Source organism: Microvirga sp. 3-52 (assembly GCF_018383585.1).
Classification (GTDB): domain Bacteria; phylum Pseudomonadota; class Alphaproteobacteria; order Rhizobiales; family Beijerinckiaceae; genus Microvirga.
The window spans coordinates 1-18,773 of sequence record NZ_JAHAMK010000015.1 but is presented as its reverse complement, the minus strand read 5'-3'; the positions used below and the strand labels follow the sequence as shown (position 1 = coordinate 18,773).

At 62.0% G+C, this 18,773-nt stretch carries 18 protein-coding genes, 1 tRNA gene and 1 pseudogene; 10 read left to right on the top strand and 10 right to left on the bottom strand.

The genetic code is table 11. From position 1 onward, the window contains the following. Positions 1 to 330 precede the first annotated feature (330 nt). From KHP60_RS13135 to fabA, 4 genes are all read right to left on the bottom strand, one after another. Positions 331 to 2,871 (bottom strand): EAL domain-containing protein, encoded by a 2,541-nt coding sequence (locus tag KHP60_RS13135; protein ID WP_213564734.1) that lies wholly within the window; start codon positions 2,869 to 2,871, stop codon positions 331 to 333. 400 nt (positions 2,872 to 3,271) lie between these two features. Continuing rightward, the gene (fabI, locus tag KHP60_RS13130) at positions 3,272 to 4,102 is read right to left on the bottom strand and encodes an enoyl-ACP reductase FabI (protein WP_311925033.1); all 831 of its coding nucleotides are present in this window, start codon (positions 4,100 to 4,102) and stop codon (positions 3,272 to 3,274) included. A gap of 157 nt (positions 4,103 to 4,259) precedes the next feature. Next, positions 4,260 to 5,483 (bottom strand): beta-ketoacyl-ACP synthase I, encoded by a 1,224-nt coding sequence (gene fabB / locus KHP60_RS13125; RefSeq protein ID WP_213564732.1) that lies wholly within the window; start codon positions 5,481 to 5,483, stop codon positions 4,260 to 4,262. Between the two features lie 349 nt (positions 5,484 to 5,832). Beyond that, positions 5,833 to 6,354 carry a 3-hydroxyacyl-[acyl-carrier-protein] dehydratase FabA gene (gene fabA / locus KHP60_RS13120; RefSeq protein ID WP_213564730.1) on the bottom strand — a complete coding sequence of 174 codons (522 nt, stop codon included), beginning with the start codon at positions 6,352 to 6,354 and terminating at the stop codon, positions 5,833 to 5,835. A gap of 235 nt (positions 6,355 to 6,589) precedes the next feature. On the opposite strand from fabA, the gene irr reads away from it, so the two are divergent. Both irr and KHP60_RS13110 read left to right on the top strand, forming a co-directional pair. After that, positions 6,590 to 7,063, top strand: a complete 474-nt coding sequence (gene irr / locus KHP60_RS13115; RefSeq protein ID WP_249688752.1) for a Fur family transcriptional regulator Irr — start codon at positions 6,590 to 6,592, stop codon at positions 7,061 to 7,063. 162 nt (positions 7,064 to 7,225) lie between these two features. Then, positions 7,226 to 8,098: an EamA family transporter gene (locus KHP60_RS13110; protein ID WP_213564728.1), complete on the top strand. Its 873-nt coding sequence runs from the start codon at positions 7,226 to 7,228 to the stop codon at positions 8,096 to 8,098. A gap of 74 nt (positions 8,099 to 8,172) precedes the next feature. Here the strand turns inward: KHP60_RS13110 and KHP60_RS13105 are convergent, their stop codons facing one another. Both KHP60_RS13105 and KHP60_RS13100 read right to left on the bottom strand, forming a co-directional pair. Further along, positions 8,173 to 8,319, bottom strand: coding sequence for a DUF3096 domain-containing protein (locus tag KHP60_RS13105; protein WP_152715407.1), 147 nt, complete (start codon positions 8,317 to 8,319; stop codon positions 8,173 to 8,175). 73 nt (positions 8,320 to 8,392) lie between these two features. Further along, entirely contained in the window at positions 8,393 to 8,929 is a 537-nt protein-coding gene (locus KHP60_RS13100; RefSeq protein WP_213564727.1) for an SH3 domain-containing protein, read from the bottom strand. A gap of 166 nt (positions 8,930 to 9,095) precedes the next feature. Here KHP60_RS13100 and KHP60_RS13095 point away from each other — a divergent pair, with 166 nt between their 5' ends. The 4 genes from KHP60_RS13095 (at position 9,096) to KHP60_RS13080 (ending at position 11,838) form a co-directional block, all read left to right on the top strand. After that, positions 9,096 to 10,088: a D-glycerate dehydrogenase gene (locus tag KHP60_RS13095; protein WP_213564726.1), complete on the top strand. Its 993-nt coding sequence runs from the start codon at positions 9,096 to 9,098 to the stop codon at positions 10,086 to 10,088. A 157-nt stretch (positions 10,089 to 10,245) separates the two neighbouring features. Then, positions 10,246 to 10,623, top strand: a complete 378-nt coding sequence (locus KHP60_RS13090) for a response regulator transcription factor (protein ID WP_213564725.1) — start codon at positions 10,246 to 10,248, stop codon at positions 10,621 to 10,623. A gap of 196 nt (positions 10,624 to 10,819) precedes the next feature. Further along, on the top strand, positions 10,820 to 11,539 hold the full coding sequence (locus KHP60_RS13085) for a Crp/Fnr family transcriptional regulator (protein ID WP_213564724.1): 720 nt from the start codon (positions 10,820 to 10,822) through the stop codon (positions 11,537 to 11,539). 20 nt (positions 11,540 to 11,559) lie between these two features. Next, entirely contained in the window at positions 11,560 to 11,838 is a 279-nt protein-coding gene (locus KHP60_RS13080; RefSeq protein ID WP_213564723.1) for a hypothetical protein, read from the top strand. Here KHP60_RS13080 and KHP60_RS13075 read toward each other — a convergent pair. Next, positions 11,829 to 13,103: an NAD(P)/FAD-dependent oxidoreductase gene (locus KHP60_RS13075; RefSeq protein WP_311925031.1), complete on the bottom strand. Its 1,275-nt coding sequence runs from the start codon at positions 13,101 to 13,103 to the stop codon at positions 11,829 to 11,831. The two genes, KHP60_RS13080 and KHP60_RS13075, sit on opposite strands and share 10 nt — an antisense overlap. A 92-nt stretch (positions 13,104 to 13,195) precedes the next feature. Between KHP60_RS13075 and KHP60_RS13070 the strand changes: the two genes are divergently transcribed. Continuing rightward, positions 13,196 to 13,927, top strand: coding sequence for a sulfate transporter family protein (locus KHP60_RS13070; protein WP_213564722.1), 732 nt, complete (start codon positions 13,196 to 13,198; stop codon positions 13,925 to 13,927). A 21-nt stretch (positions 13,928 to 13,948) separates the two neighbouring features. Here KHP60_RS13070 and KHP60_RS13065 read toward each other — a convergent pair whose 3' ends face one another. Beyond that, positions 13,949 to 15,052 carry a complex I NDUFA9 subunit family protein gene (locus tag KHP60_RS13065; RefSeq protein WP_213564721.1) on the bottom strand — a complete coding sequence of 368 codons (1,104 nt, stop codon included), beginning with the start codon at positions 15,050 to 15,052 and terminating at the stop codon, positions 13,949 to 13,951. 178 nt (positions 15,053 to 15,230) lie between these two features. Between KHP60_RS13065 and KHP60_RS13060 the strand changes: the two genes are divergently transcribed. The 3 genes from KHP60_RS13060 to KHP60_RS13050 all read left to right on the top strand — a co-directional run bounded on the left by KHP60_RS13060 (position 15,231) and on the right by KHP60_RS13050 (position 17,371). After that, a tRNA-Leu gene (locus KHP60_RS13060) sits at positions 15,231 to 15,315 on the top strand. 93 nt (positions 15,316 to 15,408) lie between these two features. Beyond that, complete coding sequence (locus tag KHP60_RS13055; protein ID WP_213564720.1) at positions 15,409 to 16,701, top strand: DUF6538 domain-containing protein; 1,293 nt, start codon at positions 15,409 to 15,411, stop codon at positions 16,699 to 16,701. Positions 16,702 to 16,789: 88 nt separating this feature from the next. Continuing rightward, a complete protein-coding gene (locus KHP60_RS13050; RefSeq protein ID WP_213564719.1) occupies positions 16,790 to 17,371 on the top strand; it encodes a hypothetical protein in 582 nt (193 codons plus the stop codon). Between the two features lie 322 nt (positions 17,372 to 17,693). On the opposite strand, the gene KHP60_RS13045 is transcribed toward KHP60_RS13050, so the two are convergent. Both KHP60_RS13045 and KHP60_RS13040 read right to left on the bottom strand, forming a co-directional pair. Then, a complete protein-coding gene (locus KHP60_RS13045; RefSeq protein ID WP_213564718.1) occupies positions 17,694 to 18,575 on the bottom strand; it encodes a DUF2971 domain-containing protein in 882 nt (293 codons plus the stop codon). A 51-nt stretch (positions 18,576 to 18,626) separates the two neighbouring features. Continuing rightward, positions 18,627 to 18,773 (bottom strand): annotated as a pseudogene (locus tag KHP60_RS13040) (IS630 family transposase); the annotation flags it as partial.

Genomic DNA, 18,773 nt, shown 5'->3' with positions numbered 1-18,773 from the left:
CGATCATGGCGATGGCAAGGCCAAGGTTCTGTTTCTCACACCCTCGTGAGGGTCGGGAGGCAGGTTCATCCCGTTGCAACCCATGCCGATCGTGCAGAGAATCGCCGCAACAAAAGGGAAGCAGCCTGTTGGAATCTGGTTTCGATGAGCACGAACTGGCGGCGATCTCCCGGGAGTGCATTCCGGGCACCCCACCCTGGCAAATATCCCGCGTGCCGCGAGGCTACGAGACCGTGCTGTCGCACGAAGGAGAACGCTTCGCCGGGACGATGCCGGTTCACCGGATCCGGCTGGGCCCTGTCCTATGACGGGGTCGCAGGATGAGGGGGGTCACACCCCCGCCCATGATGTGATGAAGGACGTGATGTCCTCGGCCGGCATGGGGCGTCCGAAATGGTATCCCTGGACGAGGTCGCAGCTCATGCGCTGCAGAAGGGTCGCCTGAACGGCACTCTCGACTCCTTCGGCGACGACCTCGATGCCGAGATTGCGGCCGAGGCTCAGGAGAGCCCGGACGATGGCGGCATCGTCCGCATCCGTTTCAAGCCCGTTCACGAAAGTCCGGTCGATCTTGATCGCGTCCACCGGGTAGCGCTTGAGATGCGACAGCGACGCGTAGCCGGTGCCGAAATCGTCGAGCGCAATCGTCACGCCCTCCGCGCTCAGCGTGCGCAGAGCCCGCTCGACGAACTCGGCGCCCGAACCGAGAAACACGCTCTCGGTCACCTCCACCTCGAGGCAGCGGGCCGGCACGTCCATGCCCCTCAAGTCGTCGAGCACGCGCTCCGCATAATTGTCGCGCCGGAACTCCACGGCCGATGCATTGATGGCGATGCGCCCAAACGCGAGACCGGCATCGAGCCAGCCGCGCATATCCTTGAAGATGCAGGACCGCATGCGCTCGCCGATGGCCGTTCCAAGCTCCGTGTCGTTGAAGGCGGGAGCGATCTTTTCAGGCGATTGGATGCCGCTGCGGGGATGATGCCAGCGCAACAGTGCCTCGAACCCGCCGAGCGCGCCCGTGGCCAGCACGACCTTGGGCTGATAGAACGGCACGATCCAGTCGGACGCAACCGCTCGTGCGGCCACTTCCAGGGCCGAAGCCGTTCTTTGCGACTCCTCCCGCATGGTCGTGACGAACATCTTGAATGCGCCCCGCCCGGAGGTCTTGCTGCGATAGAGCGCTAGATCCGCCTGCTTCTGAAGCTCCTCGGGACTCATGGCGAAGCCGACGGAGAGAGCGCCACCGATGCTGGTGCGGCAGTCCAGCAGCTTGCCCTCGCGTTTCAGCGGTCCCTGCATGCGGGCGAGAATGGCGTCCGCCATCGCAGCCACATCGCCTTCTCCGGCGATTTCGGGCAGGATGACGGCGAATTCGTCGCCGCCCAGACGGGCGATGGTGTCGACCGATCGCACGACGCTGCGCAGCCGCTGGGCGAATTCCTTCAGAAGAGCATCGCCGGCATCGTGGCCGAATCGGTCGTTGATCTGCTTGAGATGATCGAGATCCATCACCAGCAGGCCCGTGGCGTGCCCGGCGGACGACTTCTCGTCGAGGGCCTGCTGGAGGCGCTCACGGAAGAGCCTGCGGTTGGCGAGTCCGGTCAAGTCATCGTGATAGGCCGCCCAGTGCAGCCGTTCTTCCGCGAGCTTCCGGTCATGGATGTCCTCAACCGTTCCATACCAGCGCAGGACGGTTCCATCCTCGGCGAGACGCGGGATGGCCCGGCTCCGGAACCAGCGGTAGCCGCCATCGGCGAGGCACGCGCGGCATTCCACATCCAGCTGTTTGCGCGTGCGGACAGCTTCGAACCATTTCTCCCGAACGAGGGGCAGATCGTCGGGATGCACGGCCTTGGCCCAGCCGGAGCCCGCCGTCTCTTCGGGAGAGACGCCCATCATCTGGTTCCAGCGGGAGGAGGTGGTGAGGACGTTGCCTTCACTGTCCGCCGTCCAGGGAATTTGGGGGTTCAGCTCGACCGAGTAGCGGTAATGCTCTTCGCTTTCGCGCAGGGCCACCTCGCTCCGCTGGCGCTCGACGGTCAGAGCCGCCAGATGCAGCACGGCATCCATGCGCTCCATCTCGTCGCGGGTCGGAGTGCGGGGATCGCCGTAATAGAACCCGAAAGTGCCGAGCACATCGCCGGAGCGCGAGAAGATCGGCTTCGACCAGCAGGCCCGCAATCCGCAGGACAGCGCAAGGTCGCGCCAGTTGGTCCATAAGGGATCGGACGCGATATCGGTGACGATGACGCTCGTGCGGGAATGAGCGGCGGTTCCGCACGAGCCTGTAACAGGTCCGATGCTCAGACCGTCGATGGCGGCATTGTAGGAGGCGGGCAGGTTCGGCGCGGCACCGTGCCGGAGCAGCCCGCGGTCCGAATCGTGCAGCAGGATCGAGCATTTCGCGCCGGGAAGCTGCGCTTCCGCCAGAAGGCAGAGGGCGGCGAGGATCTCGCCGATGGGCTGGCCGGCGGCGACCATTTCCAACACGCGGGCGTGGCCCTGCAGGGCGAGCTCCGCTTCTTTCCGGTCATGGATGTCTTCGGTCGTGCCATACCAGGAGATGACGGCTCCAGTCTCGTCTCGTCGCGCGGCCGAGCTGGAGCGGCACCAGCGGTAACTGCCGTCGGCCGCCTTGATCCGATACTCGCATTGATAGGGGGTTCCGGCAGCCAGGCTTTCGCGCCTGGATTTGATCAGGCGAAGCACGTCGTCCGGATGAACCAGCTTCACCCAACCGTTGTCGACCAGTTGCTCGGGGGGCTGTCCGATCCATTCTTCCCAGCCGGGCCCGACCTGAACGACCTTTCCTTCCGCGTCGGCGAGCCAGGGAATCTGCCGGCTCAGGGCGAATGCGTAATGATACAAACTGTCATAAGTAGTTGGGTCATTCCTTTGCGGCACGATTGAATCTTCACGAGATCTCTCATGTGCCAAAGCAAGGCCGACATCATTATTCCATTGCATTTCGCAAACCAGAATGCCGCGAATATCGAATAAATTCTTGGCCTATATTACGATGCCTGTCCATTAGGAGAAATGAACTAATGTGGCCTTCCCAGAAGCCTGGAGAACTCGTTTTTTATTGATGATTTATTAGTAAGGTTAAGCGTCGATCCTTCGATGTGACGCTCAAGGTCCGGAGAAGCAGCTCTTGGGACCGGCAAGGTCCGGAGACTTGCCGGCTGGTGCACCCCGACACCCGCTCAGTTGCAGGGAGCGTCGAACGCAATCATTCAAACTGTCAGAGGATCACAGAAGAGGGCCTTCAGCCCTCTTCGCCCGTCACGCCTGCGGCGTCCTGCGCCTTCAACACCTCGGGGCGGGGCATCGAGATGACGTTGTAGCCGGAATCCACATAGTGGATCTCGCCGGTCACGCCGTTGGACAGGTCGGAGAGCAGATAGAGAGCCGAGCCGCCGATATCCTCGATCGTCACCGTGCGGCGCAGGGGCGCATGGGCCTTCTGGTAGGTGAACATGAGGCGGGCGTCCGAGATGCCGGCGCCGGCGAGGGTGCGCACGGGGCCTGCCGAGATGGCGTTGCAGCGGATGCCCTGCGGACCGAGGTCGGACGCGATGTAGCGCATGGAGGCTTCCAGTGCCGCCTTCGCCACGCCCATCACGTTGTAGTTCGGCATGACCCGGGTCGAGCCGCCATAGGTCAGGGTCAGGAGCGACCCGCCGTTCCTCATGCGCTTGGCGGCGCGCTGCGCGATCTCCGTGAAGGAGAAGCAGGAGATCACCATGGTGCGGGAAAAATTCTCGCGGGTGGTGACGTCCACATAGGAGCCCTTGAGCTGCGACTTGTCCGAGAAGCCGATGGCGTGGACCACGAAGTCGAGGCCATCCCAGGTCCTGTCGAGGGCCTCGAATACCGCATCGACGGAGGCGATGTCCTCCACGTCGCAGGGGACGACGAGATTGGAGCCGAGCGACTGCGCCAGGGGCGCGACGCGCTTGCCCAGGGCCTCGCCCTGATAGGTGAAGGCGAGCTCCGCTCCGTGCTGGGCCAGGGTCTTGGCGATGCCCCAGGCGATGGAATGGTCGTTGGCGACGCCCATGATGAGGCCGCGCTTTCCTTGCATCAGACCGGTCACTTGGGTCCCCTTATGCATCGGCTCCATGGTGCGACGCCAATTGTTATGAAAGTGTGCATCGCGAGCCGGAATGTCGGTAAGATTCAGCGTGTCCATGCGAAGTCCCCTGAATATGTCGGGGCATCGCATGGAGCTGTCTCAGGTTTATGACGGCGTCTTACCCGTTATAGCGGCTGAAGACGAGTGTGGCATTCGTGCCGCCGAAGCCGAAGGAATTCGACAGGACCGTGTCCATCTTGGCATCGTCGATGCGCTTGCGGACGATGTTCATGTCGGCGAATTCCGGATCGAGCTCGTCGATGTGGGCGCTCTCGCAGATGAAGCGGTTGTTCATCATCAGGAGCGAATAGATTGCCTCCTGCACGCCGGTGGCGCCGAGCGAGTGGCCGGTGAGCGATTTCGTCGCGGAGATCGGCGGGCACTTGTCGCCCGAGCCGAAGACCGTGCGGATCGCCTCGATCTCCTTCTGGTCGCCGACGGGAGTCGAGGTGGCATGCGGGTTGATGTAGTCGACGGGGTTGTGCACGTCCTTGAGGGCCATACGCATGCAGCGGATCGCGCCCTCCCCGGATGGGGCCACCATGTCGTAGCCGTCCGAGGTCATGCCGTAGCCGACGATCTCGCCGTAGATGCGGGCGCCGCGGGCCTTGGCGTGCTCCAGCTCTTCGAGCACCAGCACGCCCGCACCGCCGGCGATGACGAAGCCGTCGCGGTTCGCGTCATAGGCACGGGAGGCCCGGGCCGGGGTGTCGTTGTACTTGGTGGACATGGCGCCCATGGCGTCGAAGAGATTGGACATGGACCAGTCCAGATCCTCGCAGCCGCCGGCGAACATCACGTCCTGCTTGCCATACTGGATCATCTCGTAGGCGTTGCCGACGCAGTGGTTCGAGGTCGCGCAGGCCGACGAGATCGAGTAGTTCACGCCCTTGATCTTGAACCAGGTGGCGAGCGTGGCCGAGGCCGTTGAGGACATGGCCTTCGGCACCGCAAACGGACCGATGCGCTTCGGGCCTTTGTCGCGGGTGATGTCGGCCGCTTCCACGATGATTCGGGTGGACGGCCCGCCCGAGCCCATGATGATGCCGGTGCGCTCGTTGGAGATCTCGTTCTCCTCGAGGCCTGCGTCCCGAATGGCCTGATCCATGGCCACATGGTTCCAGGCGGTGCCTTTGGCGTGGAAGCGCATGGCGCGCCGGTCGACGATCTCTTCCGGATTCAGGCTCGGAGCGCCGTGAACCTGGCACCGAAAGCCGTATCTGGTGTAATCCTCGGCCTTGCTGATGCCGGACTTCGCTTCGCGCAGAGAGGCAAGCACCTCCTGCGTGTTGTTGCCGATGGACGACACGATGCCCATTCCGGTGACGACGACGCGCCTCATAGCCTACCTCTTCAAAGGACCATACAGCCAGCCTTAACGTCTCAACACGTAAGGTCGACCCTGCTCATTCTCAACACTGAGCCATGCGAATGGGATGAAAGCGTGATCCCAAGGTCGAAGGCCCGGCCGCCAGAGCATCGGACCCAAAAGAGAAGGACCTTTCGAGATCGCTCCAAATGCTCATTTTTCAACCGGCGCATCGTTCGGCGCGGAAAACCGGATCCAAATTTCGCCGACGCGGATCCCGGTTCCGCACGATGCACCAGGCGGCAAGGCCGGTTCTTTAAAAAAGACCGCGCTTTGTCAATAGGATGGAACAGGCACTGACCTTGGGTCAGCGCCAGAAAGCCTAGCCGCCTGCGGCTTCTTCCGACTGGAACAGGCCGACGCGCATGTCCTTGGCCTCGTAAATCCGGCGGCCGTCGGCCTCGAGCCAGCCGTCGGCGATGCCGAGCACCAGCTTCGAGCGGAAGACGCGCTTGAGATCGACGCCGTAGACCACTTTCTTGACCGTGGGCAGCACCTGGTCGGAGAACTTCACCTCACCGACGCCGAGCGCCCGGCCGCGTCCGGGCGAGCCGCCCCAGCCGAGGAAGAAGCCCGTCATCTGCCAGAGCGCGTCCAGGCCCAGGCAGCCCGGCATCACCGGATCGCCCTTGAAGTGGCAGGGGAAGAACCAGAGATCCGGCCGCACGTCGAGTTCCGCCACCACGTGGCCCTTGCCATAGGCGCCGCCATCCTCGCCGATCGACGTGATCCGATCGAACATCAGCATGGGCGGAAGCGGCAATTGCGCATTGCCGTGGCCGAACAATTCTCCGCGCCCGCAGGCAAGGAGCTCTTCATAAGTAAAGCTGGACTGGCGGGCCATTCCGGATGCCGATCCTTTCATTGCGTCTTCAAAAAGCGGCCTCGAGGAAGCCTCGAGACCAGGGTGCGGGCTCTGGTAGCACAGGCTTGGCCATCCATCAAAGGACCTGCGCCGGGATTCTTTGGCTGTGGTGAGGAGCATTTCAGCCGCCATCGCGGGGCAGCCTTGCAGTAACCCTCTCGCTTTCCTATGATTGTGATGTTAGAAGCGCCCATCCGTTCATTCAGTTCCGCCAATGACCGATCCTTTGTCTGCCTATATCGAGTCTACCATCGCTCCGGCTCACCGGAGGGGGTGCCCCGTGTCCGAATTGCGGGACAAGCTGCGCCGTGTAGGCCTGCGCCCGACCCGGCAGCGCGTGTCCTTGGGCTGGCTCCTGTTCGGTAAGGGCGACCGGCACATTACGGCTGAAATGCTGTTCGACGAGGCGTCCCGCGCCCGCGTCCCGGTCTCGCTGGCGACCGTCTACAACACCCTGCACCAGTTCACGGAAGCGGGCCTGCTGCGCCAGCTCGCGGTGGACGGGGCCAAGGCCTATTTCGACACCAACCCGACCGAACACCACCATTTCTTCCTGGAGGAGGAGGGAGAGCTCGTCGATATGCCGCTCACGTCCGGCGTCAGCGTCGCGGAGCTGCCCGAGCCGCCGGAGGGCATGGAAGTGGCCGGCGTCGAAGTCATCGTGCGTCTCCGCCGCAAGAGCGTCTAAGTCGACGCCCCTCCTTAACTTTCGAGTGAGCGGCCTTCCGGTCTCAGCGCATTGTGCGGAACCAGAGGTCCGCGTCGGCGACCCGAAGGGCCACGCGGGTGAAAAGCGAACCCGGTTTTCCGCATCGACGATGGGCCGCTTTCGGGTCCGATGCTCCAGCAGATGCCGCTCAGCCATAGCCTCGTCGCCCTCCTCGTCACCACCCTCTGGGGCCTGAGCTTCGTCGTCATCAAACTCGGGGTCGGCACCACGCCGCCCCTGCTGCTGGCCGCGCTCCGCTTTCTCCTCGCGGCCCTTCCGGCGGTCTTCTTCGTCCCGCGGCCCAAGACCGGCTGGCGCAATGTCGTCGCTTATGGCTTCTTCCTCGGCGTCGTCCAGTTCGGACTGCTGTTCGCAGCGCTCAGCCTGGGCATGCCGGCAAGCCTCGCCTCCGTGGTCATGCAGGCGCAGGTCTTCTTCACGATTCTCTTTGCGGCCCTGTTCATGGGTGAGCGCCCCGGCCTGCATCAGGTGATCGGCGGCTTCGTGGCCAGCCTCGGCCTCGTGCTGATCGCCTGGCCGCGCATGACCGGTGGCGGCGCCGTTCCCTTTCTCATGACCGTGCTGGCCGCCGCCGCCTGGGGCGTGGCCAACATCATCTCCAAGCGGGCCGGCCGGGTCGACATGCTGGGTTTCATCGTCTGGTCGAGCCTCGTGGCGCCCCTGCCGCTGTTCGGCCTGTCGCTCTGGCTCGACGGTCCGAGCCAGGTGATCTCCGCCCTTGCCCGGATCGACGGCGGCACCCTCCTGGCGGTGGCCTATCTCGCCTATCCGACGACAATCTTCGCCTTCGGGATCTGGGCCTATCTCCTGTCCCGCCACCCGGCCGCCACGGTGACGCCCTTCGCCCTGTTCGTCCCGGTCGCGGGCATTCTGGGCTCGGCCCTCATCCTCGGCGAGGCCATGCACCCGATCGAGGCCGTCGGCGGAGCGGTGATCGTGCTGGGCCTCGCGTTCAACGTCTTCGGTCAGCGTTTGATGCGGCGGCTGGTTTAAAAAATTGCGGCGGCCATGTCCTGCCATTGCGGAGCGAGCGTAGCATGGCACCGCAACGACGATGGACAGGATGTTCAGCGAATGAAACCGAAGCCGACCAGGGCGTAGGCGATGAGGAAGATCGCCACGAAGATGTTCAGGAAGCGCGGAGCGACGATGGACGCGATGCCGAGAACCAGGGCCAGGATCGGCAGCAGCTTGAAGCTCAGGTTGAGGGACATGGAGGCAGGCTTTCAGGTTCTGCGAAACGATGTTTCCTTCTAAGACCCAAAAGCTTGATAAATCGGAAACGTCCTATTCGACCGTCTCGTTGGGATAAACGCCCCACAGCTTTTCCTGCTGGATGTAGCCGTCCACGTCGCGGGCCCCGTCCATCACGATCATGACGCGGCACCATTTGCCGTCGCAGCCCTTGATGTTGGTGATCACGCCGGGCTGCAGATGAGCCACTACGCCGCCCTTCTCCTCCGCCCGGTCCAACAGGCTGATCGGAGGCTGCTGGCTCTTGGCCCAGGGCATCACGAGGGCGGTGCGCCGCCCCGACAGGAGAGAATGGAGGACCCAGCCTTCCGTGCCTTCCGAATCGCGGATGCGCCGCCAGGTTTCGTATTCGGCGATGATCTCCACCGGCAGGCCGGCACGCTGGAACACCCAGGCCGTTCGATGATCCTTGGAGGGACCCTCGCGCAGATTCACCCGGTCCGTCTTGAGGCTCACATAGCGCGGCACCGGCAGACCCGTGCCGAGACGCCCGCCCGGAGGCTGCTGCTGTGCCAGCGCCGATGCGGCGCTCAGGCTGACAAGAGCAAGGGCAAGGACGATCTTGCGCATGGTTCCCCCGGATAGTGGCTTTGTCTAGGATTGAGGCTCTGGTAGAGAAGCTTGACGGAGACCGCCACGCGGCGGGTCGTCACCTTTGATCGCCGAAGTAGAGTTAAGAGAGCGTGAAACTCTTTAAACTTCGCGGGTTTTTCAGTGCTGGGGACGCTTGAAGTCGATGAAAAAGAGACCTGTCGTCGTTGTCACCCGCCGCCTCCCCGATGTGATCGAGACGCGCCTGCGCGAATTGTTCGACACGCGCCTCAACCTTGAGGACAAGCCTCTCTCCCCGGAGGACCTCGCCGAGGCCGTCAAGACGGCCGATGTGCTCGTGCCGACCATCACGGACGAGATCGACGCCTCGGTGCTGGCACAGGCCGGACCCAACCTGAAGCTCATCGCCAATTTCGGCAACGGCGTCGACAACATCGATGTTACGGCTGCCGTGGCCAAAGGCATCGCGGTCACCAATACGCCGGGCGTGCTCACCGAGGACACGGCCGACATGACCATGGCGCTGATCCTGGCCGTCGCCCGCCGCATCCCCGAGGGAGCCCGGGTGATCCCGGACGGGGAATGGACCGGCTGGTCGCCGACCTGGATGCTGGGCCGGCGCATCACGGGAAAACGCCTCGGCATCGTCGGCATGGGCCGCATCGGCCAGGCGCTGGCCCGGCGCGCCAAGGCCTTCGGGTTGTCGATCCACTATCACAACCGCCGCCACGTGCCGCCGAAGATCGAGGCGGAGCTCGAGGCGACCTATTGGGAATCCCTCGACCAGATGCTGGCCCGCATGGACGTCGTGTCGGTGAACTGCCCGCATACTCCGGCAACCTATCATCTGCTCTCCGCGCGGCGCCTGAAGCTCATGAAGCCCGATGCGATCCTGGTGAACACGGCCCGCGGCGAGATCATCGACGAGAGCGCTCTCACCAAGCTCATCGAGGCCGGCGCCATCGCGGGAGCCGGCCTCGACGTGTTCGAGGAGGAGCCGGCGGTCAACCCGCGCCTCGTGCGGCTCGCCAAGCAGGGCAAGGTGGTGCTGCTGCCCCATATGGGCTCGGCCACCCACGAGGGACGCGTGGCCATGGGTGAAAAGGTCATCGTCAACATCAGGGCCTTCGTCGACGGCCACAAGCCGCCGGACCGGGTTCTGCCCAGCATGCTCTGACGGTGTTCGACCGGAAAGCATGGCGCCGTCGGCGGCCCGCATGCCTGCCGAACATTTTCCTTGTCCCGGAATAACGATAACATATGTTAATCCAGATGATTCGAGTTGTTCGACCTGCGTAACCTTCAACCATCCTGCGGGGAGCGCTCCCGGTTCGATGAACGGCCATACGTCACCCTTGCGACCCGTCGTGCTCCTTGTGGAGGATGAGCCCTTCGTTCGGATGGCGACCGCCGATGCACTTGAAGATGCCGGTTTTGAAGTGATCGAAACCGCCAATGCCCACGCCGCCCAGGAAGCTCTGCTGCGCCGCACGGATATCCGGGTTCTGTTCACAGACGTACGGATGCCGGGCTCCATGAACGGCCTCGAACTCGCGTCCCTCGTCCGCAGTCGATGGCCACACATCTCCGTGGTCATCACCTCCGGCCATCTCGAGCCCGATGACGGCATGCTCCCGCGCGAGGTCGTCTTCATCGCCAAACCTTATGGCGAACAGGTCCCCGCCAGGGCGATACGGGCCCTTCTGGACTGACGCTCAAGGCCACTGGACGGCCTTAATCCCAACGCCTCGTCGATCGGCGGGCGGACGCCCTCCATTCTTCACGAACGCGAAGATGTTGGCGGAGGCTCCATGCAACCAAAATCCATCCTGAGCATAAACATATGTGAGTGCGGCCAAGAAGGGAGTTTGGCCAGAACAGGATCGTGTTGACCCCTGAACGGCCCGAATGACCAACCCTCTGATTCTAAAGCTCGAACAGCGCGATCAGCTTTCCGACGATGAGAAGAAGGCATTGGAAAATGCGATTGCGCGGATTCGGGTCGTCGAGGCCGACGAGGACATCGTGCGCGAGGGCGACCGCCCGACGGAGAGTTCCCTGCTCCTGGACGGCTTTGCTGCCCGCTACAAGATCGTCTCGAACGGACGGCGGCAGATCTCGGCTCTTCATGTTCCGGGCGATTTCCTCGATCTGCATAGTTTTCTCTTGAAGACGATGGACCATGGCGTGCTGGCTCTGACCACCTGCCGCATCGCCACCGTTCCGCACGCGACTCTCGAGAAGATCACTGACGAGTATCCTCATCTCACGCGGATGCTATGGCTCAGCACGCTGATCGACGGGGCCATTCACCGGGAATGGCTGACGGCCATGGGCCGCCTCTCCGCCACGGCCCACATGGCGCATCTGATCTGCGAGCTCTTTCTGCGCCTGAAGGCGGTCGGCCGGGCCGACGGCGATACGATCCAGCTGCCTGTCACCCAGGCCGAACTGGGCGATACCCTGGGCCTCTCGACCGTTCATGTGAACCGCGTGCTGCAGGAACTGCGCAAGGAGGGACTGATCCGCTTCCAGGGTGATGCGTTGACCATTCTCGACTGGGAGCGGCTGAAGAAGGTCGGCGAGTTCACCTCGACCTATCTCAGCCTCCAGAACGAGGACCGGTAGCCCTGACGTGCGGACAAGCGATGCGTGACATTACTCTCCAGCCGATTCCGGTCATGGCCAACGGCGGCTCTCACGAGGGACAGCTCATCCTCGCCGACGGCCAGCTGGTCGCCGTCTTTGTCCGGGTCACCCCGGAGGAAACCGCCGGCGGGCGGGGGCAGGCGGAGGGCTGGTTCCTGGAGGCAGGTTTCGGTCCCTGCGGCAGCATGATCAGTGCAAGGCCGCCGGTTCTTGTCGATCTCGACGAGGCGGTCAACTGGGTCCGTACCCGGTTGGACAACGGCCTGGATCAGCCCTGAAAGCCTCGGCGCAGCTGCGCGACGACTTCTCCGGCCGCCCTCTCGCCTTCCTCCCAGGCTCCCCCGGCCGTGCCCCATTGGGCGCGCGACAGCGCCTCACCGGCAAACCAGATCCGCTCCCCGACCGGCGCCTTAAGGGCATCACGGATAGCATAAAGCCCCGGCGGCACCACGGCCCAGGACGAGCGCGCCCAGGGATCGTGCCGCCAGGCGGTGCTGTGAACGGCGGAGAGATTCCGGATCGCCCGATAGCCGAAATGCTCCGCCAGCACCTCGCGTGCGTAGCGATGGGGCGCATGGATATCCCGCCGGTCGAAAGCGGCGGCGGTGGGCTGGTCGAGCTCGAAGAAATGGAACGGCGTGCCGTCGATGCGGGTCAGGAGTCCCGGGGGCTGCCGGTGGGTTCCCGTCAGGCTCGCCAGCCGGTCCGCACCGCGAAAGGGTGAATCCGGCCAATGCAGGATCACGTGCTCGTAAACGCCCTGCGTGAAGCCGTGAACGGCTTCGCCCACCGTGTTGGGCAGGGCGGGCGCGAAGCGGATGGCACCTTGCTGCAGCACCGCCATCGGAGTGGTCACGATGACGGCACTGGCCTGGAGCGTTCCGGCGGAACTATCGACCCGCACGCCCTGTCCGGACCAGTCGATGGCAGGGACGACGGTGTTGAGCCGCACGGGCAGATCATGGCCGAGGCGGCGCACATAGGCGCCGAGGCCGCCCGCGATGAACAGGTTGTCGGAATATTCCATGCTCGGAAAATCGTGCAGGCTGACTTCGTCGAGGGGGCGGCCCGAGACGAGGCCGTGGATGGCGGCGACCCGCCGGCCTTGCGGTCCCATCGGCGGAAGCGTTTTGGCCGCCGGCTGATCCTCGCAGGCGTTGGCCGCCTGGGTCATCGCCCGGTCGGCCATGGCGAAGGCGCTGTCGAGGGCCGCCCGCTGGGCTCGGCTGCCCGGCCTGCCGTGGACGAAGAAATGCCCGTCCACCGGCGCGCGGCGCAGCGGCTCGCCGCGTCGATGCCCGAGCCTCACGAGAGGATTGATCGGACCCGCATGGAGCCAGTGGGCGCCGAGATCGAGCGGATGGCCCTTGAAGGGACGCGTGACCGTGCGTCCGCCCATCCGGCCCCGCGCCTCCAGCACCGTCACCGAGAGACCGGACGCCAGCAGGCGCCGTGCCGCGGCGATCCCGGCGCTTCCCGCACCGACGATCACCACATCCGGATTCGTATTCAGGCTTGCCGGCGTTTCGCCTTCCGATGACACGATGGTCTCACCTCTCGCTTTGCGGCGGGTTCGTTCATAAGTAAGGTTCGCCTCCCGCATCAAGGGATGCCCTGAAAGGAAACGAACCATCTATGCTGATCCAGTCGGTTTTCGCAGCGGCTCGCGAGGTATTCTCGCCCGCTTTGCGGCGCATTCTCTGGAAGTCGATTGGATTGACGGTGGCGCTGCTCATCCTGGTCTGGCTCGGCCTGACCAAGCTCTTCGACATCTTCCTCACAAACCATGATCTGAGCGCCACCTATCCGATCATCGACAGCTTCGCGTTCTTCCTCGCGGGCTTCGGCCTCTTCGTCGCTCTGATCTATCTGCTGCCGGCGATCTCCGCCATCGTGGCGGGCTATTTCCTCGACGACGTGGCCGAGGTGGTGGAGCGCAGGAGTTATCCTGCCGATCCACCGGGCCAGCCCCTGCCTTTCGGAAAGGCCATCTTCTATGGCCTTCGTTTCGCCGGCCTGTCACTCCTCGTGAACCTCGTCGCCCTGCTCCTGTTCTTCATCCCCGGCATCAATATCGGCGTGTTCTTCATCGCCAACGCCTATCTGCTGGGCCGGGAATATTTCGAGCTTGCGGCGGGCCGCTTCTGGTCGGCCGAGGACGTGACGCGCCTGCGCGCCGAGCACCGGGGCACGGTGCTGGCCGCGGGTGCCGTGGTGGCGGCTGTCGTGCTCGTGCCGGTGGTGAACCTGATCACGCCGATCTTCGGCGCGGCCCTGATGGTTCACCTGCACAAGAAGCTCACGCAGAATCCGGCGAAGCGGATGCCCCTTCGCCGTGACACCCGGACATCGATCGAGAAAGCCTGAAGGCTTTGCCTCTCAATCCCTTCAGTGGCTCGCCTGCTGACCCACGGCCGGACCGGATGCCCGCTCCGGGTGGAAGTCGGATCCGGTCCCCCCTGAGCGCGGCGCGAGCAGGTCCGGATTCGTCGTCGTCGCGTTGCGCTTGAGATCGAACTGGCCGGTCCTGCGGAAGCGCAGGAGGTAGCTCGGCACGATCGCCTCGATGGTGGTGGGCGTGAGGCCAAGGCCCTGGAGCGTGCGGCTCTCGCGCAGGGCGCCTTCCGAGACCACGTTGTCCGTCTCGAGCAGGATCGCCTGGTCCCGGGTGGTCACGAGTTCGTTCGGGATCAGGCCCAAGGTCAGCATGTCGAGGAAGCCCAGGGTGCTGCCCATGGTCCGGGCCAGCTTGTTCGGCACAGGCACGATGACGCGCTTGCGCTCGGTGACCTTGAGGACGAATTCCATCATCTGGCGCATGGTGCGGATCTCGGGCCCACCGAGTTCGTAGACCCGGCCACCCGGCACGGCGCCGTCCACCGCCCGCACGACGGCCTCGGCCACATCACCCGCATAGATCGGCTGGAAGCGGGTCTCGGCGCCCGGCAGCGGCAGCACGGGGAGCATGCGGGCGAGCGTCCCGAAGCGGTTGAAGGAGCTGTCGCCCGGCCCGAACATCAGGGAGGGGCGCAGGATCACGGCATCCGGCCTCTCCTGGAGCAGGGCGGCCTCGCCCTCGCCCTTGGACCGGGCATAGGCCGATTCGGAATTCGCATCGGCGCCGATGGCCGAGACATGGACGATGGACACAGCCTTTTTGGCGAGCCGCGCGATCATCGCCGGGGCCTTGGCCTGGAGCGTATCGAAGCGCTGGCGGCCGTTCTCCTGCAAGATGCCGACGAGGTTGACCACATGGTCCGCCCGGGCCACGGCATGAGCCACCGAATCCTCGTTGCGCAGGTTGGCGTGGATCGGGTTGATTTGGCCAACCTTGCCCAGGGGCAGGAAATTCGCGAGGTTCGGCTGGCGGGTCGGCACGAGGACGCGATAGCCGCGTTCGGCCAGACGGCTCACCACGTAGCGGCCGAGGAAGCCCGATCCGCCGAAGACCGTGACGGTTTGCTGCTCAGGCGTGCGAAGGGCACCGATCATGAAACTCTCCTGCCCTGAGAGGGACTTGCATGGAGCTTGGGTGTGAAATTTAAAATGTCTCTAGTCAAACGCCGCTCCCCTGTGAAGAGGTGCATGATAAAGAAAGCACATCGGTCGCACTTTCAGCGATTGACGTGCCGCCAGAAGCACCGTAAACGAAGCCTCGCCGAACAGGCAGGCCCAGGTGGCGGAATTGGTAGACGCACTGCTTTCAGGTAGCAGCGGGTAACACCGTGGAGGTTCGAGTCCTCTCCTGGGCACCACTTACCCAAGTGGTCCAACGCCTTTCTGATCAACGATTTTCCTAATCCTTCAACGCTCTTGCAGATCCCTAGTCTCACACAGGGGTCTCACACATGGCGTTCACGATGGCTCGTCCGTGGAAGGACAAAAAGACGGGCAAACTCCACCTTCGGCAGCGTACCCCCAGCGATCTGAAGAGCCTCAAGGGCACCTTCGTGTCCCTGCCGCTTGGTGGGCAGGTGAAAACGGTCAAGATTGGCGAGATGGTCCAGATGTCCCTGCATACGAGGGACACCTCCGAGGCCAAGCAGCTTCATGCCATCGCCGATGTAGCCCTGAAGCGGTTCTGGGAGGCGCACCGGGCGGGGATCGGGATCAGTACCTACCACCAACCTAGCCCAATCCTATCCCGCACCAGCCAACAAGCGCCCGTAATTGTCTCCTCCAAGCCTGTGGCCGAGGAGCCTCCGCTCACGGTTGATGCATTGCTAGAGAGATGGCTTGCCTATCAATCCGATAAGAAGGCGAAGAACACCCTGAAGCGGTACAAAGCCAGCCTGAGGTCGCTTGCTGCATTCACGACGGGAACTGATGTCCGATCCCTCTCAGGGGATGATCTCCACGCTTGGGCGGAGCATAGGCGCGATAAGGAAGGTGTGAGCCCCAGAGCCGTGAATAAGAACGACCTTGTTGCTGCAAGTTCTATGTTCAGATGGGCGATGGACCGATCTGGGGGGAGGGTGCTTGCCAGTAATCCTGCCGCAGGGGTTCGTCTGGATGGGCCCAAGTTGGTGGTGAGACGAGAGCGAACCTTTCGGCTCTTCGAGATGAGGGCGATCCTCAAAGCTGCTCTGGACGTGATGCCTCATCCAAAGGACCTGTCGATTTCCAATGCGGCTCGTTGGTGTCCTTGGCTGGCTGCTTACTCTGGGGCTCGGATTGGAGAACTTTGCCATCTTCGCGGCACAGACATTTGGATAGAGGAGGGCATCCCTGTCATGCACCTCTGGAGGACGAAAACTGGCATTCCCCGCAAAGTCCCCATCCACTCTCATTTGATTGAGCAAGGCTTCTTAGAATTCGCAAGATCCTGTGGAAGTAAGCCACTGTTCTACGACGAATCACGTCATCGAGAAGGGGCGCAAACCAACCCTGCTGAAATCCGAGCGCAGCAACTCGCGATCTGGGTGCGCGAAGCAACTGGATTGAAGGACAGAGACGTGGACCCGCAGCATGGGTGGAGGCACTCATGGAAAACCATCGCCTTGGGAGCAGGGATTGAAGAGCGTATCCGAGACGCTATCACCGGGCATAAAGTCACGTCAGTAGGCAGGAAGTACGAGGCACCCCCAATAACTATGTTGGCTGGAGCTTTGGCGAAGTTCCCTCGGCACCACGTGGGGTAACTGCCCAGTACCTGTTCACCCTATCTGCTTAGCAAAGTAAGGGTATGTCGCAAGAGAGTAGCAATAAAGGGTTCCCATGACACGAAACGTGCTGAAGAAGTTGGCATGGATCGGAGGGCTATTCTCTTCGATAGCCCTCGTGGTCGGGCTTCTCGCAGATGGGAAGGACGCTCTCCAAGCGATCCATGACCTACAAAACTGGGGGCGGGATGACGCCGCAATCACGGGCACTTGGACGAATAGCGGTGAGGGATTCGTGGACGCCGCCGAATGGGCAAATAAATCAGCAAGCAACGTCGTTTGGCTGAGCGTCGAGGTCGAGGAAGGAGTGATCACAGGATCGATCCACAACCCGCGCATGTGTGCGTTCCTGCCATGGAAATATGTACAGTTCGAGGGAAGCAACACATGGTGGGGCACCACCGGATTAGCCTACGACTTTGTCGGCGGGGAGAAGGTAGCGGTTAGCACGTTTGACCTAGAGATCGACGATAAGGGGTTCCTTGTGCTCACGCCCACGAGCGCCAGCCCAGTGTTTCCTACCGTCGTGAGACTTGCGAAGACCAATGAGAATCCTGAACGCAATATGGAAGGAGTTCCCCATCTTTGTCAGGGCATCATGGACGAACTCTTGAAGCGCAGACAGCGCGGTGGTCCTGTAAAAGAGTAGCTATTTATCTCGTCCATAAGACCCCCGACGTTTAAAACAGGCTCCACCTGCTAACCCAGACCGGTTGCAGGTAATAGCACCTTACGATCTTAGACTGGAGAATCTCCAGGTGCTTCACTCACCTACTGGGTCGCAACAGCAATAACGATAAGTCATTGCGATCCTTGCAGAAGCTCTTTGACCTTCCGAATAACCTGAGGCTCACATGGCGGAAGCTAAAAGGCGGAACCATGAGAGACTTTTTAGTGGCTCAGTATTCTCTTGGAGATGTAGTTCCGTTTATGGCGCAAAGGCTCTCTATGACTCTGTCACTAGCGAGATTTTACATTCTGATCCGACAATTGGATATTGCTACTGTATAGCCCACGAATCCATTCTCTCGCAGAAGAACATCAACAGCGGATGGGGACAGGTCGCAGTTTGGGCCAACAATGACCTTCTCAATGGCGTTGGAAGCATCGAATGTGCCTTGACGATAACGACCAAAGGGAAACTTGAGGTATTTTATTTCTCCCGCTGCTGAGTTGCGCACTAGAGGCTCTGACCAGAGTACAGGTTGATCATCAGGAAGAAGTGCGGTCATCGAGAAGGCTGGATGCCAATGCTTTTCTGGGGGCATGTTCCTTTGCGCATGTAATAGCCTCACCTCAGCTTCATATGACCAAGTATCGTGTTTAATAGACGTGATTATTGAAAAGACCCCTGAGACAACCTCTGCCTTCGCGAAGAACGTATCATGGCTAGCGGCCTGTTCTGCTAAGTCATTAATCAACCCAATAGTTTCTTGGTCAGGGATGATGTTCGGGTATCGCACCTTTTGAACTCTGACAGGCATATCCACGATTGCTGTAGGCCGGAGCCCAATCGACAACCCAGTATAGTAAGCACCATAAGTGGCCCACATCGGAAGCGAGTCGCCCGAATGTGTTAAAGATAGGCAGTAAGGAGTTGTGTTGCTGAAGTAAGACGTTAGGTCATTTTCTAAATATTCAATAAAGTGACGGCTAAGATTGCTTGAAGCCTTATTTTTTGAAGCGTTCAAGATATTAAAAACGTTGTCATATCCGATTCTCAGCTCTCTCGGATCGTTTGAGTTCTTTAGATCAGATAGCCACAGCTCCTTTGATCTGATTATCCCTTCAAACCCGGCGCTGCTTGTGTAGTGGTATAACGTGCTTCGGGGGGTGTACTCGAAATATGCCATGTAAATAATCTGGATTTAAAGGTGCGTCGTTGTTCACCCAAAGGATCGACTCTAGTGGATGGAATCTAACGCTTGGTGCCCACGCCTGACGGCGGCGATGATTTCATCTGGATCAGCCGTCCACGTGAAGGGCTTGGGACTGGCGTTCGTCTCGGCAACGTAGCGGTTGATGGCCGTCTGAAGGTCAACCACCGAATG

What these genes read in the sequence shown, in the direction of transcription:
- fabB (WP_213564732.1), bottom strand. Translation starts at nt 5,483, where the DNA reads ATGAGGCGCGTCGTCGTCACCGGAATGGGCATCGTGTCGTCCATCGGC.
- fabA (WP_213564730.1), bottom strand. Translation starts at nt 6,354, where the DNA reads ATGGCCCGCCAGTCCAGCTTTACTTATGAAGAGCTCCTTGCCTGCGGG.
- irr (WP_249688752.1), top strand. Translation starts at nt 6,590, where the DNA reads ATGACCGATCCTTTGTCTGCCTATATCGAGTCTACCATCGCTCCGGCT.
- KHP60_RS13110 (WP_213564728.1), top strand. Translation starts at nt 7,226, where the DNA reads ATGCCGCTCAGCCATAGCCTCGTCGCCCTCCTCGTCACCACCCTCTGG.
- KHP60_RS13105 (WP_152715407.1), bottom strand. Translation starts at nt 8,319, where the DNA reads ATGTCCCTCAACCTGAGCTTCAAGCTGCTGCCGATCCTGGCCCTGGTT.
- KHP60_RS13100 (WP_213564727.1), bottom strand. Translation starts at nt 8,929, where the DNA reads ATGCGCAAGATCGTCCTTGCCCTTGCTCTTGTCAGCCTGAGCGCCGCA.
- KHP60_RS13095 (WP_213564726.1), top strand. Translation starts at nt 9,096, where the DNA reads ATGAAAAAGAGACCTGTCGTCGTTGTCACCCGCCGCCTCCCCGATGTG.
- KHP60_RS13090 (WP_213564725.1), top strand. Translation starts at nt 10,246, where the DNA reads ATGAACGGCCATACGTCACCCTTGCGACCCGTCGTGCTCCTTGTGGAG.
- KHP60_RS13085 (WP_213564724.1), top strand. Translation starts at nt 10,820, where the DNA reads ATGACCAACCCTCTGATTCTAAAGCTCGAACAGCGCGATCAGCTTTCC.
- KHP60_RS13080 (WP_213564723.1), top strand. Translation starts at nt 11,560, where the DNA reads ATGCGTGACATTACTCTCCAGCCGATTCCGGTCATGGCCAACGGCGGC.
- KHP60_RS13070 (WP_213564722.1), top strand. Translation starts at nt 13,196, where the DNA reads ATGCTGATCCAGTCGGTTTTCGCAGCGGCTCGCGAGGTATTCTCGCCC.
- KHP60_RS13065 (WP_213564721.1), bottom strand. Translation starts at nt 15,052, where the DNA reads ATGATCGGTGCCCTTCGCACGCCTGAGCAGCAAACCGTCACGGTCTTC.
- KHP60_RS13055 (WP_213564720.1), top strand. Translation starts at nt 15,409, where the DNA reads ATGGCGTTCACGATGGCTCGTCCGTGGAAGGACAAAAAGACGGGCAAA.
- KHP60_RS13045 (WP_213564718.1), bottom strand. Translation starts at nt 18,575, where the DNA reads ATGGCATATTTCGAGTACACCCCCCGAAGCACGTTATACCACTACACA.